Origin of the sequence: Roseivirga seohaensis (assembly GCF_001592945.1) — a bacterium.
Taxonomy (GTDB): Bacteria; Bacteroidota; Bacteroidia; order Cytophagales; family Cyclobacteriaceae; genus Roseivirga; species Roseivirga seohaensis.
This window is the reverse complement of record NZ_LRPB01000023.1, coordinates 59,584-80,825: the sequence shown is the minus strand read 5'-3', so window position 1 is coordinate 80,825 and position 21,242 is coordinate 59,584. Positions and strand designations below refer to the sequence as shown.

19 protein-coding genes are annotated in these 21,242 nt (G+C 36.6%); 8 read left to right on the top strand and 11 right to left on the bottom strand.

Annotation, left to right across the window (positions count from 1 at the left end; all coding sequences use genetic code 11):
* The first annotated feature begins 4 nt into the window (after positions 1–4).
* From AWW67_RS06850 to AWW67_RS06835, 4 genes are read left to right on the top strand one after another with little or no spacing between them, the layout of a single operon-like run.
* The gene (locus AWW67_RS06850; RefSeq protein WP_062300814.1) at positions 5–1,150 is read left to right on the top strand and encodes a glycosyltransferase family 4 protein; all 1,146 of its coding nucleotides are present in this window, start codon (positions 5–7) and stop codon (positions 1,148–1,150) included.
* Positions 1,151–1,208: 58 nt separating this feature from the next.
* On the top strand, positions 1,209–1,871 hold the full coding sequence (locus AWW67_RS06845) for an acyltransferase (protein WP_311316221.1): 663 nt from the start codon (positions 1,209–1,211) through the stop codon (positions 1,869–1,871).
* Positions 1,872–1,874: 3 nt separating this feature from the next.
* Positions 1,875–3,029, top strand: coding sequence for a glycosyltransferase family 4 protein (locus AWW67_RS06840; RefSeq protein WP_082793995.1), 1,155 nt, complete (start codon positions 1,875–1,877; stop codon positions 3,027–3,029).
* Positions 3,026–4,141 (top strand): DUF1972 domain-containing protein, encoded by a 1,116-nt coding sequence (locus AWW67_RS06835; RefSeq protein ID WP_062300811.1) that lies wholly within the window; start codon positions 3,026–3,028, stop codon positions 4,139–4,141. The genes AWW67_RS06840 and AWW67_RS06835 overlap by 4 nt, the downstream gene beginning before the upstream one ends.
* 3 nt (positions 4,142–4,144) lie before the next feature.
* On the opposite strand, the gene AWW67_RS06830 is transcribed toward AWW67_RS06835, so the two are convergent.
* The 6 genes from AWW67_RS06830 to AWW67_RS06805 all read right to left on the bottom strand — a co-directional run bounded on the left by AWW67_RS06830 (position 4,145) and on the right by AWW67_RS06805 (position 10,325).
* Entirely contained in the window at positions 4,145–4,927 is a 783-nt protein-coding gene (locus AWW67_RS06830) for a class I SAM-dependent methyltransferase (RefSeq protein WP_062300810.1), read from the bottom strand.
* Positions 4,928–4,953: 26 nt separating this feature from the next.
* On the bottom strand, positions 4,954–5,619 hold the full coding sequence (locus tag AWW67_RS06825; protein WP_062300809.1) for an acyltransferase: 666 nt from the start codon (positions 5,617–5,619) through the stop codon (positions 4,954–4,956).
* A gap of 7 nt (positions 5,620–5,626) precedes the next feature.
* Positions 5,627–6,541 carry a glycosyltransferase gene (locus AWW67_RS06820; protein WP_062300808.1) on the bottom strand — a complete coding sequence of 305 codons (915 nt, stop codon included), beginning with the start codon at positions 6,539–6,541 and terminating at the stop codon, positions 5,627–5,629.
* On the bottom strand, positions 6,525–7,961 hold the full coding sequence (locus tag AWW67_RS06815; RefSeq protein WP_062300807.1) for a flippase: 1,437 nt from the start codon (positions 7,959–7,961) through the stop codon (positions 6,525–6,527). Before AWW67_RS06815 ends, AWW67_RS06820 begins: the two co-directional genes overlap by 17 nt.
* On the bottom strand, positions 7,961–9,556 hold the full coding sequence (locus AWW67_RS06810; protein ID WP_141655394.1) for a capsule assembly Wzi family protein: 1,596 nt from the start codon (positions 9,554–9,556) through the stop codon (positions 7,961–7,963). Before AWW67_RS06810 ends, AWW67_RS06815 begins: the two co-directional genes overlap by 1 nt.
* A gap of 88 nt (positions 9,557–9,644) precedes the next feature.
* Positions 9,645–10,325 (bottom strand): hypothetical protein, encoded by a 681-nt coding sequence (locus tag AWW67_RS06805; RefSeq protein ID WP_062300805.1) that lies wholly within the window; start codon positions 10,323–10,325, stop codon positions 9,645–9,647.
* A gap of 235 nt (positions 10,326–10,560) precedes the next feature.
* Here AWW67_RS06805 and AWW67_RS06800 point away from each other — a divergent pair, with 235 nt between their 5' ends.
* Positions 10,561–11,979 carry a capsule assembly Wzi family protein gene (locus AWW67_RS06800; RefSeq protein WP_176700005.1) on the top strand — a complete coding sequence of 473 codons (1,419 nt, stop codon included), beginning with the start codon at positions 10,561–10,563 and terminating at the stop codon, positions 11,977–11,979.
* Between the two features lie 94 nt (positions 11,980–12,073).
* Positions 12,074–13,450 carry an exopolysaccharide biosynthesis polyprenyl glycosylphosphotransferase gene (locus AWW67_RS06795; RefSeq protein WP_071387088.1) on the top strand — a complete coding sequence of 459 codons (1,377 nt, stop codon included), beginning with the start codon at positions 12,074–12,076 and terminating at the stop codon, positions 13,448–13,450.
* A 24-nt stretch (positions 13,451–13,474) separates the two neighbouring features.
* Here the strand turns inward: AWW67_RS06795 and AWW67_RS06790 are convergent, their stop codons facing one another.
* The 4 genes from AWW67_RS06790 to galE all read right to left on the bottom strand — a co-directional run bounded on the left by AWW67_RS06790 (position 13,475) and on the right by galE (position 18,327).
* Positions 13,475–14,857 (bottom strand): capsule assembly Wzi family protein, encoded by a 1,383-nt coding sequence (locus tag AWW67_RS06790; protein WP_176700004.1) that lies wholly within the window; start codon positions 14,855–14,857, stop codon positions 13,475–13,477.
* A gap of 44 nt (positions 14,858–14,901) precedes the next feature.
* Complete coding sequence (locus AWW67_RS06785) at positions 14,902–15,885, bottom strand: UDP-glucuronic acid decarboxylase family protein (protein ID WP_062300801.1); 984 nt, start codon at positions 15,883–15,885, stop codon at positions 14,902–14,904.
* Between the two features lie 2 nt (positions 15,886–15,887).
* The gene (locus AWW67_RS06780) at positions 15,888–17,201 is read right to left on the bottom strand and encodes a UDP-glucose dehydrogenase family protein (RefSeq protein WP_062300800.1); all 1,314 of its coding nucleotides are present in this window, start codon (positions 17,199–17,201) and stop codon (positions 15,888–15,890) included.
* 106 nt (positions 17,202–17,307) lie between these two features.
* Positions 17,308–18,327, bottom strand: a complete 1,020-nt coding sequence (gene galE, locus AWW67_RS06775) for a UDP-glucose 4-epimerase GalE (protein ID WP_062300799.1) — start codon at positions 18,325–18,327, stop codon at positions 17,308–17,310.
* A gap of 73 nt (positions 18,328–18,400) precedes the next feature.
* Between galE and AWW67_RS06770 the strand changes: the two genes are divergently transcribed.
* Positions 18,401–19,420, top strand: coding sequence for a phenylalanine--tRNA ligase subunit alpha (locus tag AWW67_RS06770; protein ID WP_053222193.1), 1,020 nt, complete (start codon positions 18,401–18,403; stop codon positions 19,418–19,420).
* Positions 19,417–20,280: a 3-hydroxyacyl-CoA dehydrogenase NAD-binding domain-containing protein gene (locus AWW67_RS06765; RefSeq protein ID WP_311316220.1), complete on the top strand. Its 864-nt coding sequence runs from the start codon at positions 19,417–19,419 to the stop codon at positions 20,278–20,280. The genes AWW67_RS06770 and AWW67_RS06765 overlap by 4 nt, the downstream gene beginning before the upstream one ends.
* Here the strand turns inward: AWW67_RS06765 and AWW67_RS06760 are convergent.
* Positions 20,277–21,242 carry an AAA family ATPase gene (locus AWW67_RS06760; protein ID WP_053222192.1) on the bottom strand — a complete coding sequence of 322 codons (966 nt, stop codon included), beginning with the start codon at positions 21,240–21,242 and terminating at the stop codon, positions 20,277–20,279. The genes AWW67_RS06765 and AWW67_RS06760 overlap by 4 nt on opposite strands.

The window sequence follows — 21,242 nt, the reverse complement described above, 5'->3', positions numbered from 1 at the left end:
ATTAATGAAACGAGTATTAGTTGACGTAGGGTATCTAAATACGGCTGTTGGCGGAATAGGGACTTATATAAATCAGATTTTAGGTGAAATTGAATCACAGGGTGAGAAAAAATTCAAATATATAATAACACCATCTAAAAATAAGGTCTCAAGGTCTATCTACTTAAATGAAAAACCAGATAGGATAAAAAGTGTTCTCCATCATTTAGAATATTTTTTAAGAAAGCAATTTGTGTTGCCCGTACTTTGTCTCTACTATAAGGTGGACCTTTTACTAGTACCAGATTACGTTGCTCCCTTCTTCTGTTTCCGAACAAAAAAAGTTATAGTTCTACACGATGCCTTTTTCTGGAAATTTCCTAATAATTACAATCCATTATGGAGAAGGTATTTTGTTCAAATGATTAAACTGGGACTGAGAGGAAAGGCTGGAGCAATTACCACTTCAGAATACACAAAGAATGATTTAGGCAATTTCTTACCGATTAAAACCATCTTGAAAGTAGTATATCAGAGCCCTAAACTTTTACCGAAAAATGAGCATAAGGTTGAACTATTAGAAATGCAGTTGAATCGCAAAGAATACATTCTACATGTTGGCACCTTTGATCCGCGAAAAAACCTTCCTTTGCTTATAGCTTCTTTTAATGATCTTGTTAAATCAGATAGTAAATTCGAAAATATCAAATTAGTGCTTGCTGGAGCAACTGCTGAAAGCTTAAATCAAAACGTAATTTTAGAAATAAGGCGATTGATATTGGAATTTGGTATATATGAAAGCGTTTTTATCACTGGGTTTGTAAATGATAGTACCCTTGCATCGCTATATCGGAATGCATTGATTTATGTGTTTCCTTCAGTTGATGAGGGTTTTGGTATTCCGATTGTCGAGTCATTTTCTGCAGACCTACCTGTGCTTGTTTCTGATAAGGGTGCTTTGAAAGAGATAGGTGGAGATGCAGTATTAGTGTTTAACTCATCGGATAGATTAGATCTAAAATTAAAGATGGAAAGACTTTGTCAGGATGTTTCTTTGAGAAACTTGCTAATCCATAATGGTAGGATGAGGCTAAAAAAATTCACGCGAGACAATTTCTTCAAAGACTTGGAGGATGCAATTGAAGAAATTTCTTTAGAACTAAAAAAGTAATATTACCCAATTTTGACACTTTGAATCAATGCTAAACTATTTGTTTAAATATGTTAAGATGGATGCTTCTGGGAGATATGGGGAAAATTGGGGAATTAATGATACCATTTGGTCCCTAGTTCGTCTGTTTGTTAGGTGTCTCAGAGGTAGGGTGGTTTCTCTTTTTTTCCGAGAGAGGAGAGGCCTTTCTTTTATTGGTAGACATACAAGAATAATAAATAGATCATACATATCCGCTGGACGAAATTTTGTTGCTGAGGATGGTTGTGAAGTAAACGGTAAGTCTTTACGAGGCCTAAAGTTTGGTAATAATGTGACGATCGGAAAGTTCGCATTAATTAGAGCAACAAATGAATATGGTGGTGAGCCGGGCGAGGGACTTGTTATTGGAGATGATTCTAATATTGGCCCATACTCTTATATTGGATGCTCTGGATTTATAGAAATAGGCAAGAATGTTATGATATCTCCTCGGGTCAGCATATATGCTGAAAATCATAATTTTTCATCAACACAACAGCCTATGAAAAAGCAAGGTGTGACTAGGCATTTTGTAAGAATTGAGGATGATTGTTGGATTGCTGCTAATAGTATTATTCTTGCCGGAGTAACTATTGGTCAAGGATCTATAGTTGCTGCGGGGAGTGTAGTAACCAATGACGTTTTACCATTTTCAATCGTAGCTGGTAATCCTGCTAGATTAATTAAACAAAGAAAATAATTCATGGCCACAGTTTTATTTTTGCACTCAAGTAGCGATTTGTATGGTTCTGATCGCAGTTTGATAAGAACGATTGACGCTGTTTTAGAATTAGGACATAGTGTATTTGTTTGCCTTCCGTATCAGGGGCCTTTGGTCGGATTACTTCGTAAAAAGGGTGTTATAGTTTATGTTTTTAGCCTCGGGGTGTTAAGAAGAAAGTATTTTAATCTGATTGGTGTCTTTGCTTTTATTTGGTCCTTTAGTTATGCTTTTTTTAGAGTATTAGGCATTGTACGGAGAAACAAAATTCGGTTAATCCATAGTAACACTAGCACTATATTGATTGGTGGAGTGGTGTCTAAGTTGTTAGGAGTTTCTCATATTTGGCATGTTAGAGAAATCCTTACTAGCCCAGTTTTTTTAAGAAAGTTGATTCATTATTGCCTAGCAAATATGAGTGATAAGATTGTGGCTGTCAGTAGGAGCACATTGGATCATATTTTTCTTGATCAACCATCAATAATAAAGAAGGCTTTAGTAATTAATAATGGTTTAGAAATTGATGGATATCTTGGCGGAGATGGAAGACAGCTAAGAGAGGGATTAGGGCTAAATGAGAATGATATTCTAGTTGGTATGATAGCCAGAGTAAGTCATTGGAAAGGCCAAGATTTGTTTTTGAATATAGCAAAAAAGGCATTTCTGGAATTCGATAATGTTTATTTTATTGCTTTGGGAAGTCCATTCCAAGGTATGGAGAACTTAATGGATTCATTTAGAAAGGAAGCTGCATCCTTACCAGATGATAGATTCTTTATACATGAATTTTCAGATAACGTTAAAGATTATCTTGCTTCATTCGATGTATTTATCTTGCCAAGTACACAACCAGATCCCTTGCCAACAACTGTATTGGAGGCTATGGCGACTAAAAAAGCAATAATTGTTAATGGCCATGGTGGAAGTACGGAGATGATAGAGCACAAGAGGTCGGGGTTTATAGTATCTGCTCCTAATGATCCTGATGAGTTTTTGATATATCTAAGAGAATATATTAAATCCCCTGATCTAAGAGAGGAAATGAGTAAGGGAGCTTTTGATCGAGTTAATAAGGATTTCTCTGTTCAATCATACACTCATAATATTCAGCAGTTATTTAAACAGTATTTAAATTGAGAGTATCAATTATAGGCACCAGAGGTTATCCATATGTATACAGTGGGTACGAAACATTTATTAAAGAGCTTGTCGAAAGACTGGTAAAAAAAAATGTAGAAGTAACTGTTTATTGTCATCGTAACCTTTTTAAAGATAGGCCAAAGGAAGTGAATGGAGTAAAGTTGGTTTATGTACCAACAATAGAAACTAAGTCGCTGAGCCAGTTAATTCATTCTTTTTTCTCTATGACCCACGCCTGTTTGAGTAAAACAGATGTGGTTTTTGTTGTGAACTCCGCCAATGGTCCATTTGGCTTAATCAGCCGTCTGTTTAGAAAGCCCACTGCTATAAATGTGGATGGTTTGGAATGGCTTAGGCCTAAATGGAAGGGTTTGGGTGCAAGCTATTTTAAATGGGCTTCAAAGCAAGCAACAAAGTGGTATGATGTGATCATTAACGATGCCGATGAAATGCGTAGGATATATCTTGAGTTGTTTAACCGTGATTCTGAAGTAATAGCCTACGGAGGAAATATAAAATATTCTAAATCGCCAGAATTAATTGAAGAGTGGGGACTCGAACCTGGTGGTTATTATTTAATTGTTGGGAGGTTTATTCCAGATAATAACTGGGGAGTAATGATTGAGGGATTTCGAAAGAGTAATTCAAAAAGAAAGCTTGTTATAGTAGGAGACGTGCCCTATCAAGATGAATACTCATCAAAGTTGAAAGCCCTTAGTCAAATTGACGACCGACTTATTTTTACTGGTTTGGTTAGGAATCGTGATGCCGTTGCTGAGCTTTTTCATAATGCATATGTTTACATGCATGGTCATGAGTTTGGTGGAACAAATCCAACAATGCTAGAGGCCCTGAGCTTTGGTTCAGCCATAATAGCATTAAATACCCCTTTCAATAGAGAAGTACTTCAGAATGAAAAGTATGGTCAGTACTTTGAAAAGAATGAGATTAGTGTTCAACAATTGGTTGATAAAATAGATGCTGAATTTGAACGGGTTCAAAAAATGAAGTCTACTTCTAGAGAAGGGATCACAGAAAAGTATAACTGGGATTCAATCACGGATCATTACATAAGAGTATTTGAAGATTTAACTAAGAAGGCTGGCTAAATTCTACTTTTCGAAATCAAAGTATTTGTCCGCCTTGTGCCTCATTTTCAATTGTTTGTAAATACGTTTTTTAATAGGCGATAAAAATCTAAGCTTATCTTTTATGATGTGAATAGAATGTAGTTGTGCCACTTTAAAAGAATTACGTGCTGATTCGTTTACCCCAGCTGGGGTATTCTGATTTCCACCTACTTTTATTAAAGCTAACCCACCCCACATTTCTCTATTATTCCCATTGTGCCAAAATGAGCCTGTTATATAATCCAATTCTACATATTCAATGTTGTCATAACTAGAATAGTCAATGTCCTTCATTCCCTTACGGCACTGTGGGTTATAACTGTCATGCATAAGTATGACTAAGTCATTCTTATGAGGGTAATCGAGAATCATCTTTAAATCATCGTGCACTCCTTTTCTTGAGTGATCTCCATCCACCAAAACGAAGTTTAGTTTTTCACCCGCTTCCTCAATCTTTTTAAATAGATCATGAAGTACATTTACAGACTGATCAACAATGAATTCTACATTATCAAACAAAGGCTGAAGCGTTCTCTTGGGTTCTGGACTAATGTCTATAGAGTAAACTTTCTCAGAGAATTCACTAATTACTTGTAAACTACCACCTTGAAAAGTACCTATTTCTACAGAACAATTGGGTTTTAAGTGTTCAAGTAATCCAATTAACGCATACTTCTCGGATCGTGACATTTGCCAAACCAAATCGGTATTAACTTGAAATGAAGAAATAAAAGGTAGACCGTTGTCTTTATTAATTTCAGTCATGATTTATTTAATTGATATTTCAAATATCAGGCTTCCCATTCAATATCTGAAGCTATTTCCTTTGCTGGATTACCTCCAATTATACTACTAGAGACCTTAAACTTTTTGTTAGTTAATGAATTGGTTGCGATTACGCAGCCTTCAGGGATTTCGCTTCCTTTGAGTATCGTGCAGCGTGAACCTATCCATACCCTATTTCCAATTTTTATTTCTTTGTCGGGGTTGGTGATAAGCCCTGTTTTATCTTTGATTTTATGGAAGTCTGTATCCATAATTTGTACTTCCCAAGAGATTAAACAGTCGTGGCCAATGGTTATTTTTTTATGACATGCTATGGAAGACTCGGCAGTTACTAGAAGGTTGTCGCCAATAGTTAGTGTAGCCCTTTCACCCACACTAATTTTACATGCCTGACCGAATTTAGCGCTATTTTCAAAAACTAGTTTACCCTTTAGTTCTAATATACTTCTTGAATTTTTTCTGTCAAATATACCAATCTCACCATAACCAATCCTTATCATACCAGACGCAATTTCACCCTTAATCGTAATGGATCCTTTTAAATCCATCAAATAAACTTTCCGGCTAATAAATATGGGCAATTTGATTGCATCTCTGAATGGAAGATACTTGAAGTTTACTAGTAACGTTTTAAAGTTGATTTTCGAAAGAGCAGAGATTAGACTAGCCATATATTTCTTACTTAATACGGAGTTCTTCAAACAGCCGTCTTCTATATAGCTTTTGCTTGAAGTAATTTAAGCTTCGACTCCTTAAAAATTGATCAAAGATATCTTTTTTGTCTGACTCCATTAAGTCCTTATGAATATCATAAAAGGCCTCCGCAATTTCAAATTGATTTTTCATATGAAGCTCAGGATTAAAAATGTCTTTAACGTTTTGTAACCGTCTGTCGATAAGGCTACGTTTCCTTGTCGAATAGAATGCCTGATTGTTTCCATGAATCCTGTAATCATTATAGGATTTGTCTATTCTCTTTGTTTTACCAAAAGTAAAGGCAGCTATGGCTAACCAGTGGTCATGGTAACTTTTGATATTTGGAGGCATGCTCGCTAAGTATTTAGCTAGAGCAGGATTAAACGCTGAAGCGGCACCTGTCACGAAATTACCAAAGAGCAAAGAATGAAGCGTGTGCTCAAACTTTTCATACCCGAACTGCGACCAGAAAGAAGGGTTAATAACATTGTTTTCTTTATCAATAACCCTCATGTCGCTGTAAACTAAAATAGGGATTTCAGCGGAACTAGTTAATGACGTCAATTCTGATTTAAAGCTTTGAATTTTTTCTGGGTGCCAAATATCATCCTGATCACTAAGGGCAATTAAGTCCGCATCTAAGTTTTCATTCAACGCGTTTTTTACATTAGAAACAACTCCAATGTTTTTTTCATTAAAGTGTAGATTGATTGGTGCATGAACACTTTCAGATAGAATTTTCAACTCTTGTTGAAAGTGTTGTTCTGAACAATCATCATAAATTTCAATTGACTCAATATTTTTTTGATTAGCAATACTATTGAGCTGGTTCTGAATAAATTCTGAACCGTTATAGGTAATCATGATTACGCGTATATCACTATTTTTTTTTCCCATTTCTTAAGAAGGTGAGTGAGTCAATGATAAGCTTCTCCTTAAATATGTAATACTGTATTAACACATATACCAGAGAGCACATTGAAATTGCCAAAATAATAATTGTCAAGCTGTGCTTTAACTGACTCTGTAAAAAAAGAACAATGGGAATGAACGGTAGTACCGCCAAGCCTGCGGTTATCAATTTTTTCCAAGGTAGGCTTAGTAAAATATACTTTGGAAAGAACATGAAATAACAAACTGTAACGATTAGTTCTGTTACTGTATTGGAAATTGCCGCACCAGTACTACCGCTCTTAGGTACTAGAAGGAAACAGAGACCAAAGAAAAGACACATACCCACAGCAGTAGAGATAAAGAGGCTTTTGTTTTGGTTAAGCGGGAGTAAAACCTGAAATGCCGCAAAATGGCCGAAACCAATAAACAACGGAAGAAACGCTAACGCTGCTACATCTGGTGCTGCCGGTATGAATTCTTCACCAGAAAAAAGAAGAATTGTTTCTTTCCTCAATAGGTAAATACCAAGACACATTGGAATGGCTAAAAAACTGATAAAGGAAAAAGATTTTTCGTATAAGGACTGTTGTGCCAACTGATTGTTAGATTGAATCATGCCCGTAATCTTTGGCAGAGCAACTATGCCAAGGCTGGTTAAAATAGGAATTGAGACTTTAGATAACTTTACTGCTGCAGTATAATATCCCACTTCCGTAGTGTTGCTCAAGAACCCAAGTAAAACACTATCTAATGTAGTGTAAATAGTTGTCGCTATGGTCATGCTGAGAATTAATACAAGAGGGCGAAGGTGTTTTTTAGGTATTATTTCTCTAAAATCCAGCTTGACATAACGGAATAAGAAAAAGAAGTTCAGCCCGTAGTTTCCAATGTATAAGAATACTAAGAAAAAGAGGTATGCAGTTATATCATCAGAATTTCTAACTGTTATGAATAAGAGTAAAAATGCAACCGTTTTAATTAACCCAGACCGAATTGCTATTATTTTAAATTGCTCTCTGCCACTAAAGAACCAATCTACATTAAAGACACTCATAACAATGAGTAAACCAGCCAGCAAATAATCGGCTTGATTTTCTCTAAACTGACCAATTATCGTTATTGAAGAGATATAAATAGCAAGAACAATTATCATATTCACGGTAGAAATCAGTAATAACTCCGTAGTAGCCTTATTCAGTTTGGCTTGATTATCCCTAGCTTCACTTATTACTTTAACTCCATAAATGGGTATGCCAAAAGCTGCCAAAAGGGCAAAATATTGAGCGTAAGAAAATATAAATTGAGTTTGGCCTATGCCGTCAGGGGATAATATTCTTGCAGCGTATGGGAATGTGAATATGGGGAATGCAATGTTCAAAAATGAATTGAACAGATTATAACCGTAATTCCTTTTGATTGACATTAGAATATGTAGATCAAATCCAAACCAGCAGAAACGTTAATCACATCTTTTCCTGGAATGAAAAATTGAGGTGTCCTCAGTTGATCCAGTATTTGATATTGATAGTTCAATGATTTTATAACTCCTAGTTTTCCATCGATAATAAGATCGTCAAACTGCCAAGTTGCTTTAGCAAAAGCACTGATGTCGATCCAGTGTCGCCTTGGGTCTTGAGTTATTGTAAATAAATCAATATACAAGTCGTTGTTATGAACATATCGTTCTAATTGTAGACCTATTTTATTGATTCCCTGTACCCAATTCACATTAAATGTTTGAGAATTTCCACTTGGGCCTATTCCAGCTCCCATTACTTCACCGTAATTGGTGTAGCCCTGCCTTACCCTGCTATGGATATAAAAAGTACTTGCATTACGTATAATTCGATTTGCACTTTGTTGAAGAATTGTCCATTCGAGGTTTGCTTCGATAAATTCATCGGATTTTCTCTTATATGGGAATAACTTATTAAAGCCGAACATAAATCCAGCAGCATGGCCAGGTTCTAAAAAAAAGTCTCTAAAATTCCATGAAGCATCGTTTCGTGCAAATTCAAAATAAAACTCACTTTTAGTTGAGGTCCAAAAATATCTTAAAAATATTGAGGCAAGCTGATCTCTAACAATGTCATCAATCTTATCATTTTTTCTGAACACAGACCCTAATGCAGCTAGATAGTCATTATTTTGTTTTGCTGTTTCACTATACTGCTGAACAACTCTAGTGAGCCCCAGTGATAAACCTGGAATCCACTTTGGCTGATAACCAAGCATTAGACCTGACATATACCTCCAATCAGGATTTTTAGGGTTTCTGATGAATCTACCATTATATGTAAAAAAGGGTCTTGGAGGAGTGTATCCAGAATTTTCAAGTTTTGCGCCTATCAGTTGCCACTCAAATGATCCGATTGGAGTTTTAACTGGCCTGCTTGAATTAAATGTGAGGTGTTTGAACCCGCGGGCATTGTTAGACATCACCAATGAATTTCTTTTACCAGGCCCCCACTGAATGTTTTCATTAGATAAGCCAAAAGCAACAGGTCCAAATTCTAATTTTATAGAGCTTTGCCCCCACAAAACCTCGTTGATGCTTTTTTCACCAAACCTCTCTGGAGTGTCAATATAATTAAGTTGACTTCTGTAATAATTATACCAAATAAGGTCGTAGGCTTCTAATGGAAAACCATCGTACTCCTTATTCTGGGCATATAGATATTCAGGATAAAGTTGAATTTTTAATGGGCCTACTTTGGCCGAAAAACCAGCACTAATCATTTGCTGATAGCCACTTGCTGGAAGGATACTTCCATTATTCCATCCATAGGGTTGTTTCTGGTTATAGACAGATTTAGATAAAACAGGAAGTAATTGTACATCCATCCACTTGTTTTTTTGAAAACCAGTAGGTCTCGTTTCTTCATTTAAACCGAACAAGGGTTTTGAAAAACTTTCAGAGTATAATGGCAGTTTTAAAAATGATACGGTACTATCAAACTGACCAAGTAGCTGATTTCTTCTGTGATATTCATTGATTGCATCAAAACTTAATGGCAAAGATGACTGGGCTTTGAGTTGAGTACAAAAAGCAAGAAATAATATAGGAACAATAATATAAGTTTTCAATTGCAAGAATGGGTTATAGTTACAAGTCAATGACTCTCACGGTAGTTACTTTTATGTTATCCACTGACCAACTTTTAAAACAAAGATCTGAACCTGCATCTTTTATATCTGCTCCAATCGTAATGTTAGATGAGACACTAGAATGAGGTATTAATTCTTTAATATGAAATTTTTTACTTCCTCCTATTTCACCTTTCCAATAGCACACACCAGGTAAGTTTGGGTTGGCGACATTGGCATTTTCAGGGTTGGTTCTAGATTTGATTACATCTGGAAAACTCTGAACTGTATCACAGTTCTGATCAATACATTTAGAATTTATAATGGAAGAAAAATAGATTGATGTGTTGTCTACGTTGAAAATTAAAACATCCTCTCCGTTTCCTCTTAGGCCATTTCCCTCCCAGTTGTCATGGACATAGAAATCATACTCGACAATAAAATAATCGTGAGTGGGTAAATTCTTTAACTCAATGACTATACCGCCAAGGCCAAAGCGACCTAGAACTGTATTACCATCGAATTTAAACCATTTTTCGGAGGTATTATATGCATAGTTGATAGAACCAAATTCTTTTTGCACTAAACTACTACCTTCGAAATTATTTGAATAAACTAGAGTTTCTTCTGGTTGACCATTGGTACAACTAGTTAGTGCAATAATATTGAGAATAAAAAGTAGACTAAATGTGTTTTTCATGCACCTTCGTATTCGTGGATAATTTTTCAAAACTAAGCAAATAGAGATACAATTGAATCATAAATTGGTTATTTGGATGTGTCTAGTTTCAAATAGAACAGACTTATTAATTAATTTGTCCATTAATTTAAAGCTAGGGCTACTAAACTGATACTTACTAATGATGAATAGATTGTTTTTGTCATGCATTTTTATAGTTCTATTTAATCAGAACTTAGTTTCTCAATCTGATTCAGTGAGTGTCTCATTTCAATTGGGCACCCTTCTTTCTTCTAAGAGCTTTGCACCATTTTACCTTGTCAATAATCAATATGGAGAAGTTGATGGTGATGCACCAGTTTTTCTAAAAGGGGATGTTGAGTATGAAAAATCTTTGAACAGAAACTGGAGATTCTTGTCTGGTTTGGGATTTCGTAACGATAGGTTCTCTGAATTTTATGTTGGGGCTAAATTCAAGGATTGGGAATTTACTGCAGGAAGAGCCAAGAGAATTTATGGTGGGTTGGACTCTGGGCTTTCTTCTGGCTCTTTAGCCATGAGCGAGAATGCATTACCACTTCCAATGATTGAGCTTAGTTTGAACGAATATAAGTCTGTTCCTTTTACCCATGGTTACTTGAAGTTTAGAGGCTCTTTGAGGCAGAGTTGGATGGAAGAAGATCGATACATTTCAAAGGCATTGCTTCATGGAAAAACCTTTTATGGGATGGCGGATTTAGACGATTTGATTGGTCTACAAATTTCATCGGGTATTGTTCATTTTGCTCAATATGGTGGCATTTCACCTCAAGGAGATAAGCAGCCTAGTAGTTTGAATGACTATTTTCGGGTGTTTATGGGTAGAGGGATTCATAACCCCGATGGCAGTAGTGCCGGTGAGGGAAATGCAATCGGTAATCACCTTGGTTTAACAGAATTCACCTTTAGAAAACGGCTAGGCGATCATGTCTTAACCTTGAATTATCAAAAACCCTTCGAAGACGCTGGCAGCATTCAGTTTATAAGTTTAAAAGATTTTTTAATTGGGTTGGAGTGGGATTTGCCGAATGATGAATACTTGGTGAATAAATTTTATGTGGAGGTTGTAAGAACAAAATGGCAAAGCGGACGTGGCTTGCCAGATCCTACGGATGATATTCAGACAGAAGAAGACAATAGGGGCAATGAGTTTGGCGAAAGAGATGATATCTATAATAACTATCTCTATCGTTCGGGTTGGACTTACCATGATCAGGTGATCGGAAACCCATTGATTTTGACTTATCAGCATACACTTAATTTTCTGGCTCCTTACCCTGATTATGGGGTAGCCATCGCGAATAATAGATTAACGGCATTTCACCTTGGGTTAGAGGGTAATTTTAACTCCAAAATTACCTATAAAGGGTTATTTACATACTCAAAAAACTTTGGTACTTATGCCGGTCTATATGAGGGTAGGTTTAACTGGGGGGGGATTGATCGAGACCCTAATTTTGAGTACGTTTTTCGACCAGCAAGAAAACAATGGTATACTTCAGTTGAAGTTAATTATAACAAAGCGTTTAATGTAGAGCCTTTATCATTAAATATTAGGCTTGCGAGCGATTTTGGCCAGTTGTATAATGCCTCTGGTTTTGAACTGTCATTGTCATATAGATTGTCAAATTATTAATTCGAGAAAGTTCTGGCAAAAGATTTGACTTGTTTTAATATCTTTGTCTCGGCATAGTTTTTATGGTTTAATTAAAATTTTCAAGATTCAGGAGGTGGGAAAAAGGTTTAATAAATACTTTCCTTATTTATTCGTTATAGGAGAGATGATTGTTCTGACAGTCATCTTCTTTATTTCCATTTACATTGCCGAAGGTAAAATGGTTTTAGAGAAGTCCTATTTATTGCTTCTTTCTATCTATTTAGCTGTTTGGCCTCTTATTTCTTACCTGAATAAAGATTATAAAATTGGTAGAGCCGTTAGCTACTATAATACTTTTAAGAAAGCCTTCTTTAGTGTTTTTATTTTTATATCGGTAATTTCTATAGTTTGGGTATTCTCAGAAGCCCAATCACTGGAGCGACATTTTTTAACTGCTTTGGTTCTGCTTCTATTTCTTTGGTTAACCATATATAGGGTTTCGGTACACCTTGTATTAGATAAGTATAGAGAGTTTGGCGGTAATATTAGGTATGCAATAATACTCGGTAATGACGATTTGGGATCTAAATTATTTGACACCCTAAAAAAGAAAAGTCACTATGGGATTAGGTGTCTTGGTTTTTATGGTGATCAAGGTAGTGATAGTGGGACTCATCCTTATTTAGGTAGTTTCAGCGATTTTATAAAAGCCGATTTAGATAAGGTCGATCACATATATGTTAGCGAGAGAGCTCCAAAGTATGTGCTTGAAAGAGCCATTGAAATAGGGGAGAATAGCTTAAAGCGGGTAAAGCTTTTACCAGAGTTTAAGACCGAGGCAATTAAGAATTTTGTGTTACGTAGGTATGACGCAATCCCTGTAATTGATGTAAACAATTTACCGCTAGACGCGAAAGTGAATACTTTTGTGAAGAGAGCCTTCGATTTGGTTTTTGCGGCTATCGTGGTTGTATTTTTACTTAGCTGGATGTACCCTCTATTCGGCTTGATTATAAAAATAGAATCAAAAGGACCAATATTGTTTAAGCAGCTAAGACATGGGAAAGGGAATGCCCCTTTTTATTGTTACAAGTTTAGAACAATGATTGAAAATAGTGAAGCCGATTTTACTTGGGCCAGTAAGAATGACCCAAGAGTGACTAAGTTTGGTGCATTTCTTAGAAAAACGAGTTTGGACGAATTTCCTCAGTTTTTCAATGTTCTAATTGGTAATATGTCTATTGTAGGTCCACGTCCTCATCCGTTGTCTTTAAATAAAACATACGAATCTAAAGTAGAGAAGTATGCGAAACGGCATGCTTATAAGCCAGGGGTAACTGGGCTTGCTCAGGCGATGGGTTATAGAGGTGAAATCACAGACTATTATCAAATGAGTTCTCGTGTCCGATTAGATCGTTTTTACCTGCAGAACTGGTCTTTCGTTTTAGATGTTAAGATTATATTTCTTACCGTATACGCCTTAATGAAAGGTCAAAAGCTAGCTTATTAGGCCGACTTTACTATTCTACTCAGGTTACCTCTTTAAAACAATCTCTTTTTGAAACTCAACCTTGAAGCCCCAATTCTTGGAAGAGTAGTTTCCCCAGTTATATTCGGAGCCAACTAAGAGCTTATTATTCTTAATATTAATTCCAGTATTTAGCGCGATAGAGTTGTGCTCTATTGGTTCCGGAAGAGGCTCGAACTTTGTTCCCGTGTTTACGAACTGCCTAAAGGACAGTGAATATTGTATGTTTTGAATGTGACCCCGTGAATATAAGCTGAGGCCAGTGATTACATTATTTATTGTATTGCCTTGGGTATTTTCTGGATTGAGAATTAGAAAAATTGGGCTTCCAATAACTTGATTGTTATAGGTCCATCCATTACGGTAAACGCCATTATTAAGGAAGTTGTCCGGTCCAGAACCAATGCCGTCAAGAGAGCCGCCTTGGTTAGTGGTATTTACAATTTCAGCCCCTAGTTGATTGACAATACCCGATTTGTTAATCTGGCTTAACGAAAAACCATATACCCCAGCGTTCCAGTTTTTTGGCTTTAATCCAGAGCCATCTTCCCATAACCACTGAATGTAATTGGTTACACGCCAATTTTCACCAATGGCTGCTTTTATTTGTAAATCCCAAGTTCCTAAATGATTCCCAAGAGCATTGAGTTTATCTGTTTGTAAAGCTCCTTCTCCTCCTTTACTTGCAATCATGATTCGCATGAAGTCTTTAATTCCTGTTGGTTGTTTAAAACTACCGTTGCTGCCTCCCCATTGGGTATTATGTGTTATTCCAAAATTGAATTCAACAGGAACATTTTTAGGATGGAACTTAAAATGAAGGTACTTCTGATGAAGAAAGGAATTACTTTGATATCTATTGGCTTCTAACCAGCCATGAGCCATATATGCCTTTATACTAACAAATGATTTAAATAGAGGAAACCAGTCTTGAGTTTGAATAGAAAGTTTTGGAATTGGTCGAGCATTATTTCCATTTACAAGGTTTCCGAACCCTAAGGTGGAATTGTAACCCATAAATTCTTCTTTTTGCCCTAAGGTAAAAAGAAAGCGAGAATAGCTAACTCCGATATAATTTTGAATAAAACTTCCGTGGAAATTATTCGATACGGTGCCTTGCCATTCAATTCCATAGAAATAATCTAGGTTTCCACTTTTATTGGCATTTTTATTTAATAGAAGCCTACTGTATATAAAGTTTGCCTCGTTTTTATTAAAGCGGTTGCTATTATTACCTTCCATCCAAAAAGGCACACGCTCATCTGAAGCCGTAATTATACCCTGGCTTAATTTGAGCCTGTGCGTTTTTTGAATCGAATCACTAGGGATTTGGAATCCGAATAATTCTTGGCCAAAAAATAAAGACAATAGAATTGGTAGTTTTCTCAATAGCATATAATTGAGACACTAATCTATTCATTTAAGTTGTAACCTTATTTAATATAATGTTCGAAATTTTTATGATCCTTGTCGAACAGCTTTTCTTCTGGCAGAGACTTGAAGTAATCGTAGGTTATTTTTAAACCTTCGGCACGCGATATTTTTGGTTCCCAGCCAAGTATTTCCTTGGCTTTATCAATGTTGGGTTGTCTTTGCATAGGGTCATCTTTTGGCAATGGCTTGTAAATGACTTTCTGTTGAGTGCCCGTTAGTTTGATAATTTCTTCAGCAAATTGAGAAATAGTAATTTCATCAGGGTTACCAATATTGACTGGTTGCGCATAATCTGATAGTAGAAGACGATAAATACCTTCCACTAAGTCATCAACATAACAGAACGATCTTGTTTGTGAACCGTCTCCAAAAACAGTTAAATCCTCACCTCGTAATGCTTGGCCAATAAATGCAGGTAAAACGCGACCATCATTGAGTCTCATTCTTGGCCCGTAGGTATTGAAAATTCTTACTATTCGAGTTTCGAGTTTGTGATAGGTATGGTAAGCCATTGTCATGGCCTCTTGAAACCTTTTAGCTTCATCGTAAACCCCTCTTGGTCCTACTGGGTTTACGTTACCGTAATACTCCTCAGTTTGAGGGTGAACCATTGGGTCTCCGTATACTTCAGAAGTAGATGCGATAAGCATTCTAGCCCCCTTGTTTAGTGCCAAACCTAATAGGTTATGAGTGCCTAAAGATCCCACTTTAAGTGTTTGAATGGGGATCTTTAGGTAATCAATGGGGCTTGCTGGTGATGCAAAATGAAGTATGTAATCGAGTTTTCCAGCTACATGCACAAACTTTGAAACATCATGATGATGAAATTCAAACTGTTCTAAAGGCATTAGGTGCTCAATATTGGATAAGTGACCCGTTATAAGGTTATCCATACCAATAACGTGGTATCCTTCTTTTATAAAGCGATCACACAAATGAGAACCTAAAAATCCTGCTGCGCCTGTAATTAAAACTCTTTTCATAATTAAATGCCTATACCGTAGTAATCGAAACCAAGGTTTTTAACCTCCTGCTTGTCGTAAATATTTCTTCCATCAAAAATTACTTTTGATTTCATTAGTCTTCCAACAACATCAAAGTTTGGAATTCTAAATTCTGGCCATTCCGTAACCAAAAGAAGTGCGTCTACATCGATAAGTGTATCATACTCATCTTTTGCATAAGTAATGGTGTCTTTTAAGTCGTGCTTAGCTTCTTCCATTGCAATTGGGTCGTATGCTTTCACTTTGGCTCCCATTTCTAATAGCGCATTGATGATTACTATTGATGGTGCTTCTCTCATGTCGTCTGTTTTTGGTTTGAAAGAAAGTCCCCAAACGGCAAAGGTTTTACCTTTAAGGTCGCTTCCAAAATGAGATTTCACCTTGGTTACCATTACTGATTTCTGACGTTCGTTTACTTCTTCAACAGCTTTCAAAACAGACATGGTATATCCATTATCTTCAGCGGTTTTAATCAAAGCTTTTACATCTTTAGGAAAACATGAACCACCGTAGCCAACACCAGGGTAAATAAATTTATTTCCTATTCTGTTATCACTACCAATGCCTTTACGCACCATGTTTACATCGGCTCCCATGATTTCACAAAGGTTGGCGATGTCGTTCATAAAGCTAATCTTTGTAGCAAGCATTGAGTTTGCAGCATATTTAGTCATCTCTGCTGATGGTACATCCATGAAAATAGTTGGGTGTCCATTAAGTAGAAAAGGCTTATAAAGCTTTTTCATTATTTCTTCAGCTTTTTCAGACTCTACACCCACAACGATTCGGTCTGGTTTTAAGAAATCGGCAATGGCTGCTCCTTCTTTTAAGAATTCAGGGTTCGAGGCCACATCAAAAGGAATGTCGACACCTCTCTTTTTCAAGGCTGCTGCCACCTCTTTCTTTACTTTTTGCGCTGTTCCTACTGGCACTGTACTTTTGGTTACCACTACCATGTAATTGTTCATATTTTCGCCAATCGACTTGGCTACAGCTAGAACGTATTTTAAGTCAGCACTTCCGTCTTCTCCAGGAGGGGTACCTACTGCAATAAATGCTGTTTCACAATCTTGAATGCTTTCTGCCAAATTGGTTGAAAAATGCAAACGCCCTTTTTCATAGTTCTTTTTAACCATGGTTTCTAAGCCAGGTTCGTATATAGGCATTATACCTTCTTTAAGGCCATCAATTTTCTTTTGATCAATGTCAATACAGGTTACATCAATACCTACTTCGGCAAAACATGTTCCTGTTACTAGGCCTACATAGCCGGTTCCTACTACTGCTATTTTCATTACTTAATTATTTTTCACAAAGGTTTGATAAATAAGGGTTGTATTCATTGAATTTAGTTGAACGTGCCAATCCATTAGGTAAGGGGTCTGATTTTAATGATAAATATCAAACATCTTGCTTTAGCGTTTTTTGCCAGTTCCAAGAATCCGTTAGCGAATCTTTCAACGATTTCTCAGTCTTCCAACCTAAGGTTTCAGAAGATTTAGTCACATCCGCGTAAATTTTTTCTATATCTCCACCTCTTCTTTCGCCTATTCTATAGTTTAACTTCACTCCAGATACTTCTTCGAAGGTATTCACAATTTCTAAAACTGTATTGCCTTTCCCTGTTCCAATATTAAAAATGTCGAAAGACAAATTAGCGTGTTTGGTTAGGTATTCTAAGCTTTTAACATGGGCTTTAGCTAAATCAACTACGTGGATATAATCTCTAACACATGAACCGTCTTCAGTATCGTAATCATCTCCAAAAACGGTTAGTTGCTCTCTCCAGCCTGCTGCTGTTTGAGTAATAAAGGGAACCAAGTTATTAGGAATTCCTAATGGTAATTCTCCTATTTCCGAAGAAGGATGTGCTCCTACAGGATTAAAATAGCGTAAGGCAATGGCTCTAAATGATTTGTCTGAAATAGAAGTGTCTTCAATAACTTCTTCACAAACCTGTTTAGTATTGCCATATGGTGATTCTGCCGTTTTCTTTGGGCTTTGTTCCGTTACAGGCAGTTGGTCGGGCTGGCCATAAACCGTACAAGATGAAGAGAAAATTAATTTTTCAACACCTTCCTCTTTCATCAAACGAATAAGGGTCATTAATGAACCCACATTATTTTCATAGTATTCTAAAGGCTTAGCTACAGACTCACCCACCGCTTTATATGCAGCGAAATGTATTACGCCAGAAATCTCGTGTGCTTTAAAAACTTGCCTAAATGCATCCTTATCATTACAGTCGATTTGATAAAAAGTAAAATCTTTGCCAGTGATATTCTTTAGCCCTGTTAAAACCGACTTTCTAGAATTAGATAAATTATCTACGATTATTGGGTTATAACCAGCATTATGGAGTTCAACCACGGTATGGGAACCTATATAACCAGCACCACCTGTAACAAGGATATTCTGCATAAACACAAATTTAGAAGCTTAGAGGGATTAATTAATATCAAACCCTATTTTTGTACCGAAATACTAATGCAATATGTCGAATTCGATCGAAGAAATTAAGAAAGAGGTAGAAGCTTTTGTGGTAAGTTCTGAAGCGGAACTAGAAGCTTATAGAATGAGATTCATTAGCCGAAAAAGTGTTATTGGTGAGCTTTTCGGTAACATGAAGTCCGTTCCGGCTGAAGAAAGAAAGGCTTACGGACAAGATGTTAATGCTTTGAAGAACCTTGCTGAAGAACGCTTTCAGTTTCATATTGATAGTTTAAAATCTGGGTCGAAGAAGACGGAAGATCACCCAGACCTTACTTTACCACCAATTGAAAGTCAGTTTGGAACAATTCATCCATTAACCGCAACGCGCCAAAGGTTCATCGAAATTTTTGAAAGAATTGGTTTTAATGTTTCTTCTGGGCCTGAAATTGAAGATGACTGGCACAATTTTACTGCACTGAACTTTCCTGAAAATCACCCTGCCAGAGAAATGCAGGATACTTTCTTTTTAGAGAAAAACCCCGACATCGCTTTAAGAACACATACCTCTTCTGTTCAGATTAGAGTAATGGAAAATGAGAAGCCTCCTATCAGAACGCTTTCTCCAGGAAGGGTTTTTAGAAATGAGGCGATTTCTGCCAGAGCGCATTGTGTATTTCACCAAATGGAAGGTTTATACATAGATAAAGGTGTTTCGTTTGCCGATTTAAAGCAAACGCTTTACCATTTCGCTAAGGAAATGTATACCAAAGATACTCAAGTACGATTTAGGCCTTCGTATTTCCCTTTTACAGAACCAAGTGCAGAGATTGATATCTCTTGTCAGATATGTCATGGCGAAGGATGCAATATTTGTAAATACAGCGGTTGGGTAGAAATTGGCGGTGCCGGAATGGTAGACCCAAATGTGCTAGAAAACTGCGGTATTGACTCTTCTGTGTATTCTGGTTTTGCCTTTGGAATGGGAATAGAGCGTATTACCATGCTTCGGTACGGAATTAAAGATTTACGTTTGTTTACGGAAAATGACATTCGCTTTTTAAAGCAGTTCAATTCATTATGATGCAATTAGAGGATATTAAGAAAATAGGTGTAGTTGGAGCAGGAACTATGGGGCAGGGAATTGCTCAGATTTCTGCTTTGGCAGGCTACACTGTTGTGCTATACGATCTTCAGTCTTCAGCTTTAGACACTGCTAAAAATAATATTGGCAAAAATCTAGATAAGGGAATTGAGCGAGGTAAAGTTACTGCTGAAGAAAAAGATCAAGCACTTTCTAGTATTGCTTTTACTACCGATTTTGAATTACTAAAGGCCGATATTATTATTGAAGCCATAGTAGAGAGACTTGACGTAAAAAAGGAGCTGTTTGAAAAATTAGAAAATCAGAATTCTGACAAAACCATTTTAGCTTCAAACACTTCTTCCATTCCTATTACAAGAATAGCAAGAGACTTGAGGCACCCAGAGCGTTTTGTGGGAATGCACTTTTTTAATCCTGCCCATATCATGAAACTGGTTGAGGTAATTTCTGGGGTAGCAACTTCAGACGATACTTCAAAAGTAGTTTACGAATTGGCTAAAGTATTAGGTAAAGTGCCTGTTATGGCTAAGGATGCCCCTGGCTTTATTGTTAACCGAGTAGCGCGTAACTTCTATGTTGAAGGGTTAAAAGTACTGGAAGAAGGAGTTTCTGATGTGAAAGGAATCGATCGACTTGTAGAGGCTTCGGGTTTTAAAATGGGCCCTTTTAGACTGATGGATCTGATTGGTGTGGATACTAATTTTTCTGTAACCACCTCAATGTTCAATGCATTTCATCAAGACCCAAAATTCAGACCTTCTCGTATTCAAGAGCAAAAGGTTGATGCTGGCCATCATGGCCGTAAATCAGGAAAAGGATTTTATAATTACTCGGCTTAGAGTAGCTCTTCGATCAATTTGTCGATAGTAATACCTTCGGCTTCTGCTTTAAAGTTTCTTACGATTCTATGGCGTAGGATTGGTTTAGCCACGGCTTTCACGTCTTCAATGTCAGGCGAATATTTATTATTCAGCAAGGCATTACATTTGGCAGCAATAATTAGGTTTTGCGAAGCTCTTGGCCCTGCACCCCATTCTACATACTCTTTGGTAATGGCAGGAGCTCTTTCTGAATCAAATCTGGTTTTGTGAACGAGATTTACTGCGTATTCAATTACGTTATCGGCAACAGGCACTCTACGTACCAAATGTTGGTAGGCTAGTACTTCTTCAGCACCCAGTACTTTATTCACTATTTTTTGCTCATCGGTAGTTGTTCCTTTTACGATGTCTACTTCTGATGCAAATGATGGGTATGACAATTGAATGTTGAATAAGAAACGATCTAGCTGAGCTTCTGGTAAAGGATAGGTTCCCTCTTGTTCAATAGGGTTTTGAGTAGCCAGAACGAAAAAAGGTTTTTGTAATGGAAACGTTTGTCCAGCCACTGTAACCGCATATTCTTGCATGGCCTCTAACAAAGCCGCTTGTGTTTTGGGAGGAGTTCTGTTGATCTCATCTGCCAAAATAATGTTGGCGAAGATTGGGCCTTGAATAAATTTGAAATTTCTGTCTTTGTCCAAAGTTTCAGCCCCCAAAATATCTGAAGGCATTAAGTCTGGAGTAAACTGAATTCGGTTGAATTTTAGGTCTAAAGCGGAAGAGATTGTGCTAATCAGTAAAGTTTTAGCCAAGCCAGGAACGCCTACTAAAAGGCTGTGGCCCTGACAAAAAATCGAAGTCAAAAGTAGGTTAACTACTTCATCTTGACCAATAATTACTTTTGAAATTTCCTTTTTAAGAATGTTGAAATCCTCAAAAAATTTATTTGCAAGGGCTACTTCCGACTTTACTTCTTCCAT

Excerpts from the sequence above, each read along its gene's own strand:
- AWW67_RS06825 (WP_062300809.1), bottom strand. The coding sequence starts at position 5,619 with ATGGCTAGTCTAATCTCTGCTCTTTCGAAAATCAACTTTAAAACGTTA.
- galE (WP_062300799.1), bottom strand. The coding sequence starts at position 18,327 with ATGCAGAATATCCTTGTTACAGGTGGTGCTGGTTATATAGGTTCCCAT.
- AWW67_RS06785 (WP_062300801.1), bottom strand. The coding sequence starts at position 15,885 with ATGAAAAGAGTTTTAATTACAGGCGCAGCAGGATTTTTAGGTTCTCAT.
- AWW67_RS06850 (WP_062300814.1), top strand. The coding sequence starts at position 5 with ATGAAACGAGTATTAGTTGACGTAGGGTATCTAAATACGGCTGTTGGC.
- AWW67_RS06760 (WP_053222192.1), bottom strand. The coding sequence starts at position 21,242 with ATGGAAGAAGTAAAGTCGGAAGTAGCCCTTGCAAATAAATTTTTTGAG.
- AWW67_RS06765 (WP_311316220.1), top strand. The coding sequence starts at position 19,417 with ATGATGCAATTAGAGGATATTAAGAAAATAGGTGTAGTTGGAGCAGGA.
- AWW67_RS06815 (WP_062300807.1), bottom strand. The coding sequence starts at position 7,961 with ATGTCAATCAAAAGGAATTACGGTTATAATCTGTTCAATTCATTTTTG.
- AWW67_RS06840 (WP_082793995.1), top strand. The coding sequence starts at position 1,875 with ATGGCCACAGTTTTATTTTTGCACTCAAGTAGCGATTTGTATGGTTCT.
- AWW67_RS06845 (WP_311316221.1), top strand. The coding sequence starts at position 1,209 with ATGGATGCTTCTGGGAGATATGGGGAAAATTGGGGAATTAATGATACC.
- AWW67_RS06830 (WP_062300810.1), bottom strand. The coding sequence starts at position 4,927 with ATGACTGAAATTAATAAAGACAACGGTCTACCTTTTATTTCTTCATTT.
- AWW67_RS06780 (WP_062300800.1), bottom strand. The coding sequence starts at position 17,201 with ATGAAAATAGCAGTAGTAGGAACCGGCTATGTAGGCCTAGTAACAGGA.
- AWW67_RS06805 (WP_062300805.1), bottom strand. The coding sequence starts at position 10,325 with ATGAAAAACACATTTAGTCTACTTTTTATTCTCAATATTATTGCACTA.
- AWW67_RS06820 (WP_062300808.1), bottom strand. The coding sequence starts at position 6,541 with ATGGGAAAAAAAAATAGTGATATACGCGTAATCATGATTACCTATAAC.
- AWW67_RS06770 (WP_053222193.1), top strand. The coding sequence starts at position 18,401 with ATGTCGAATTCGATCGAAGAAATTAAGAAAGAGGTAGAAGCTTTTGTG.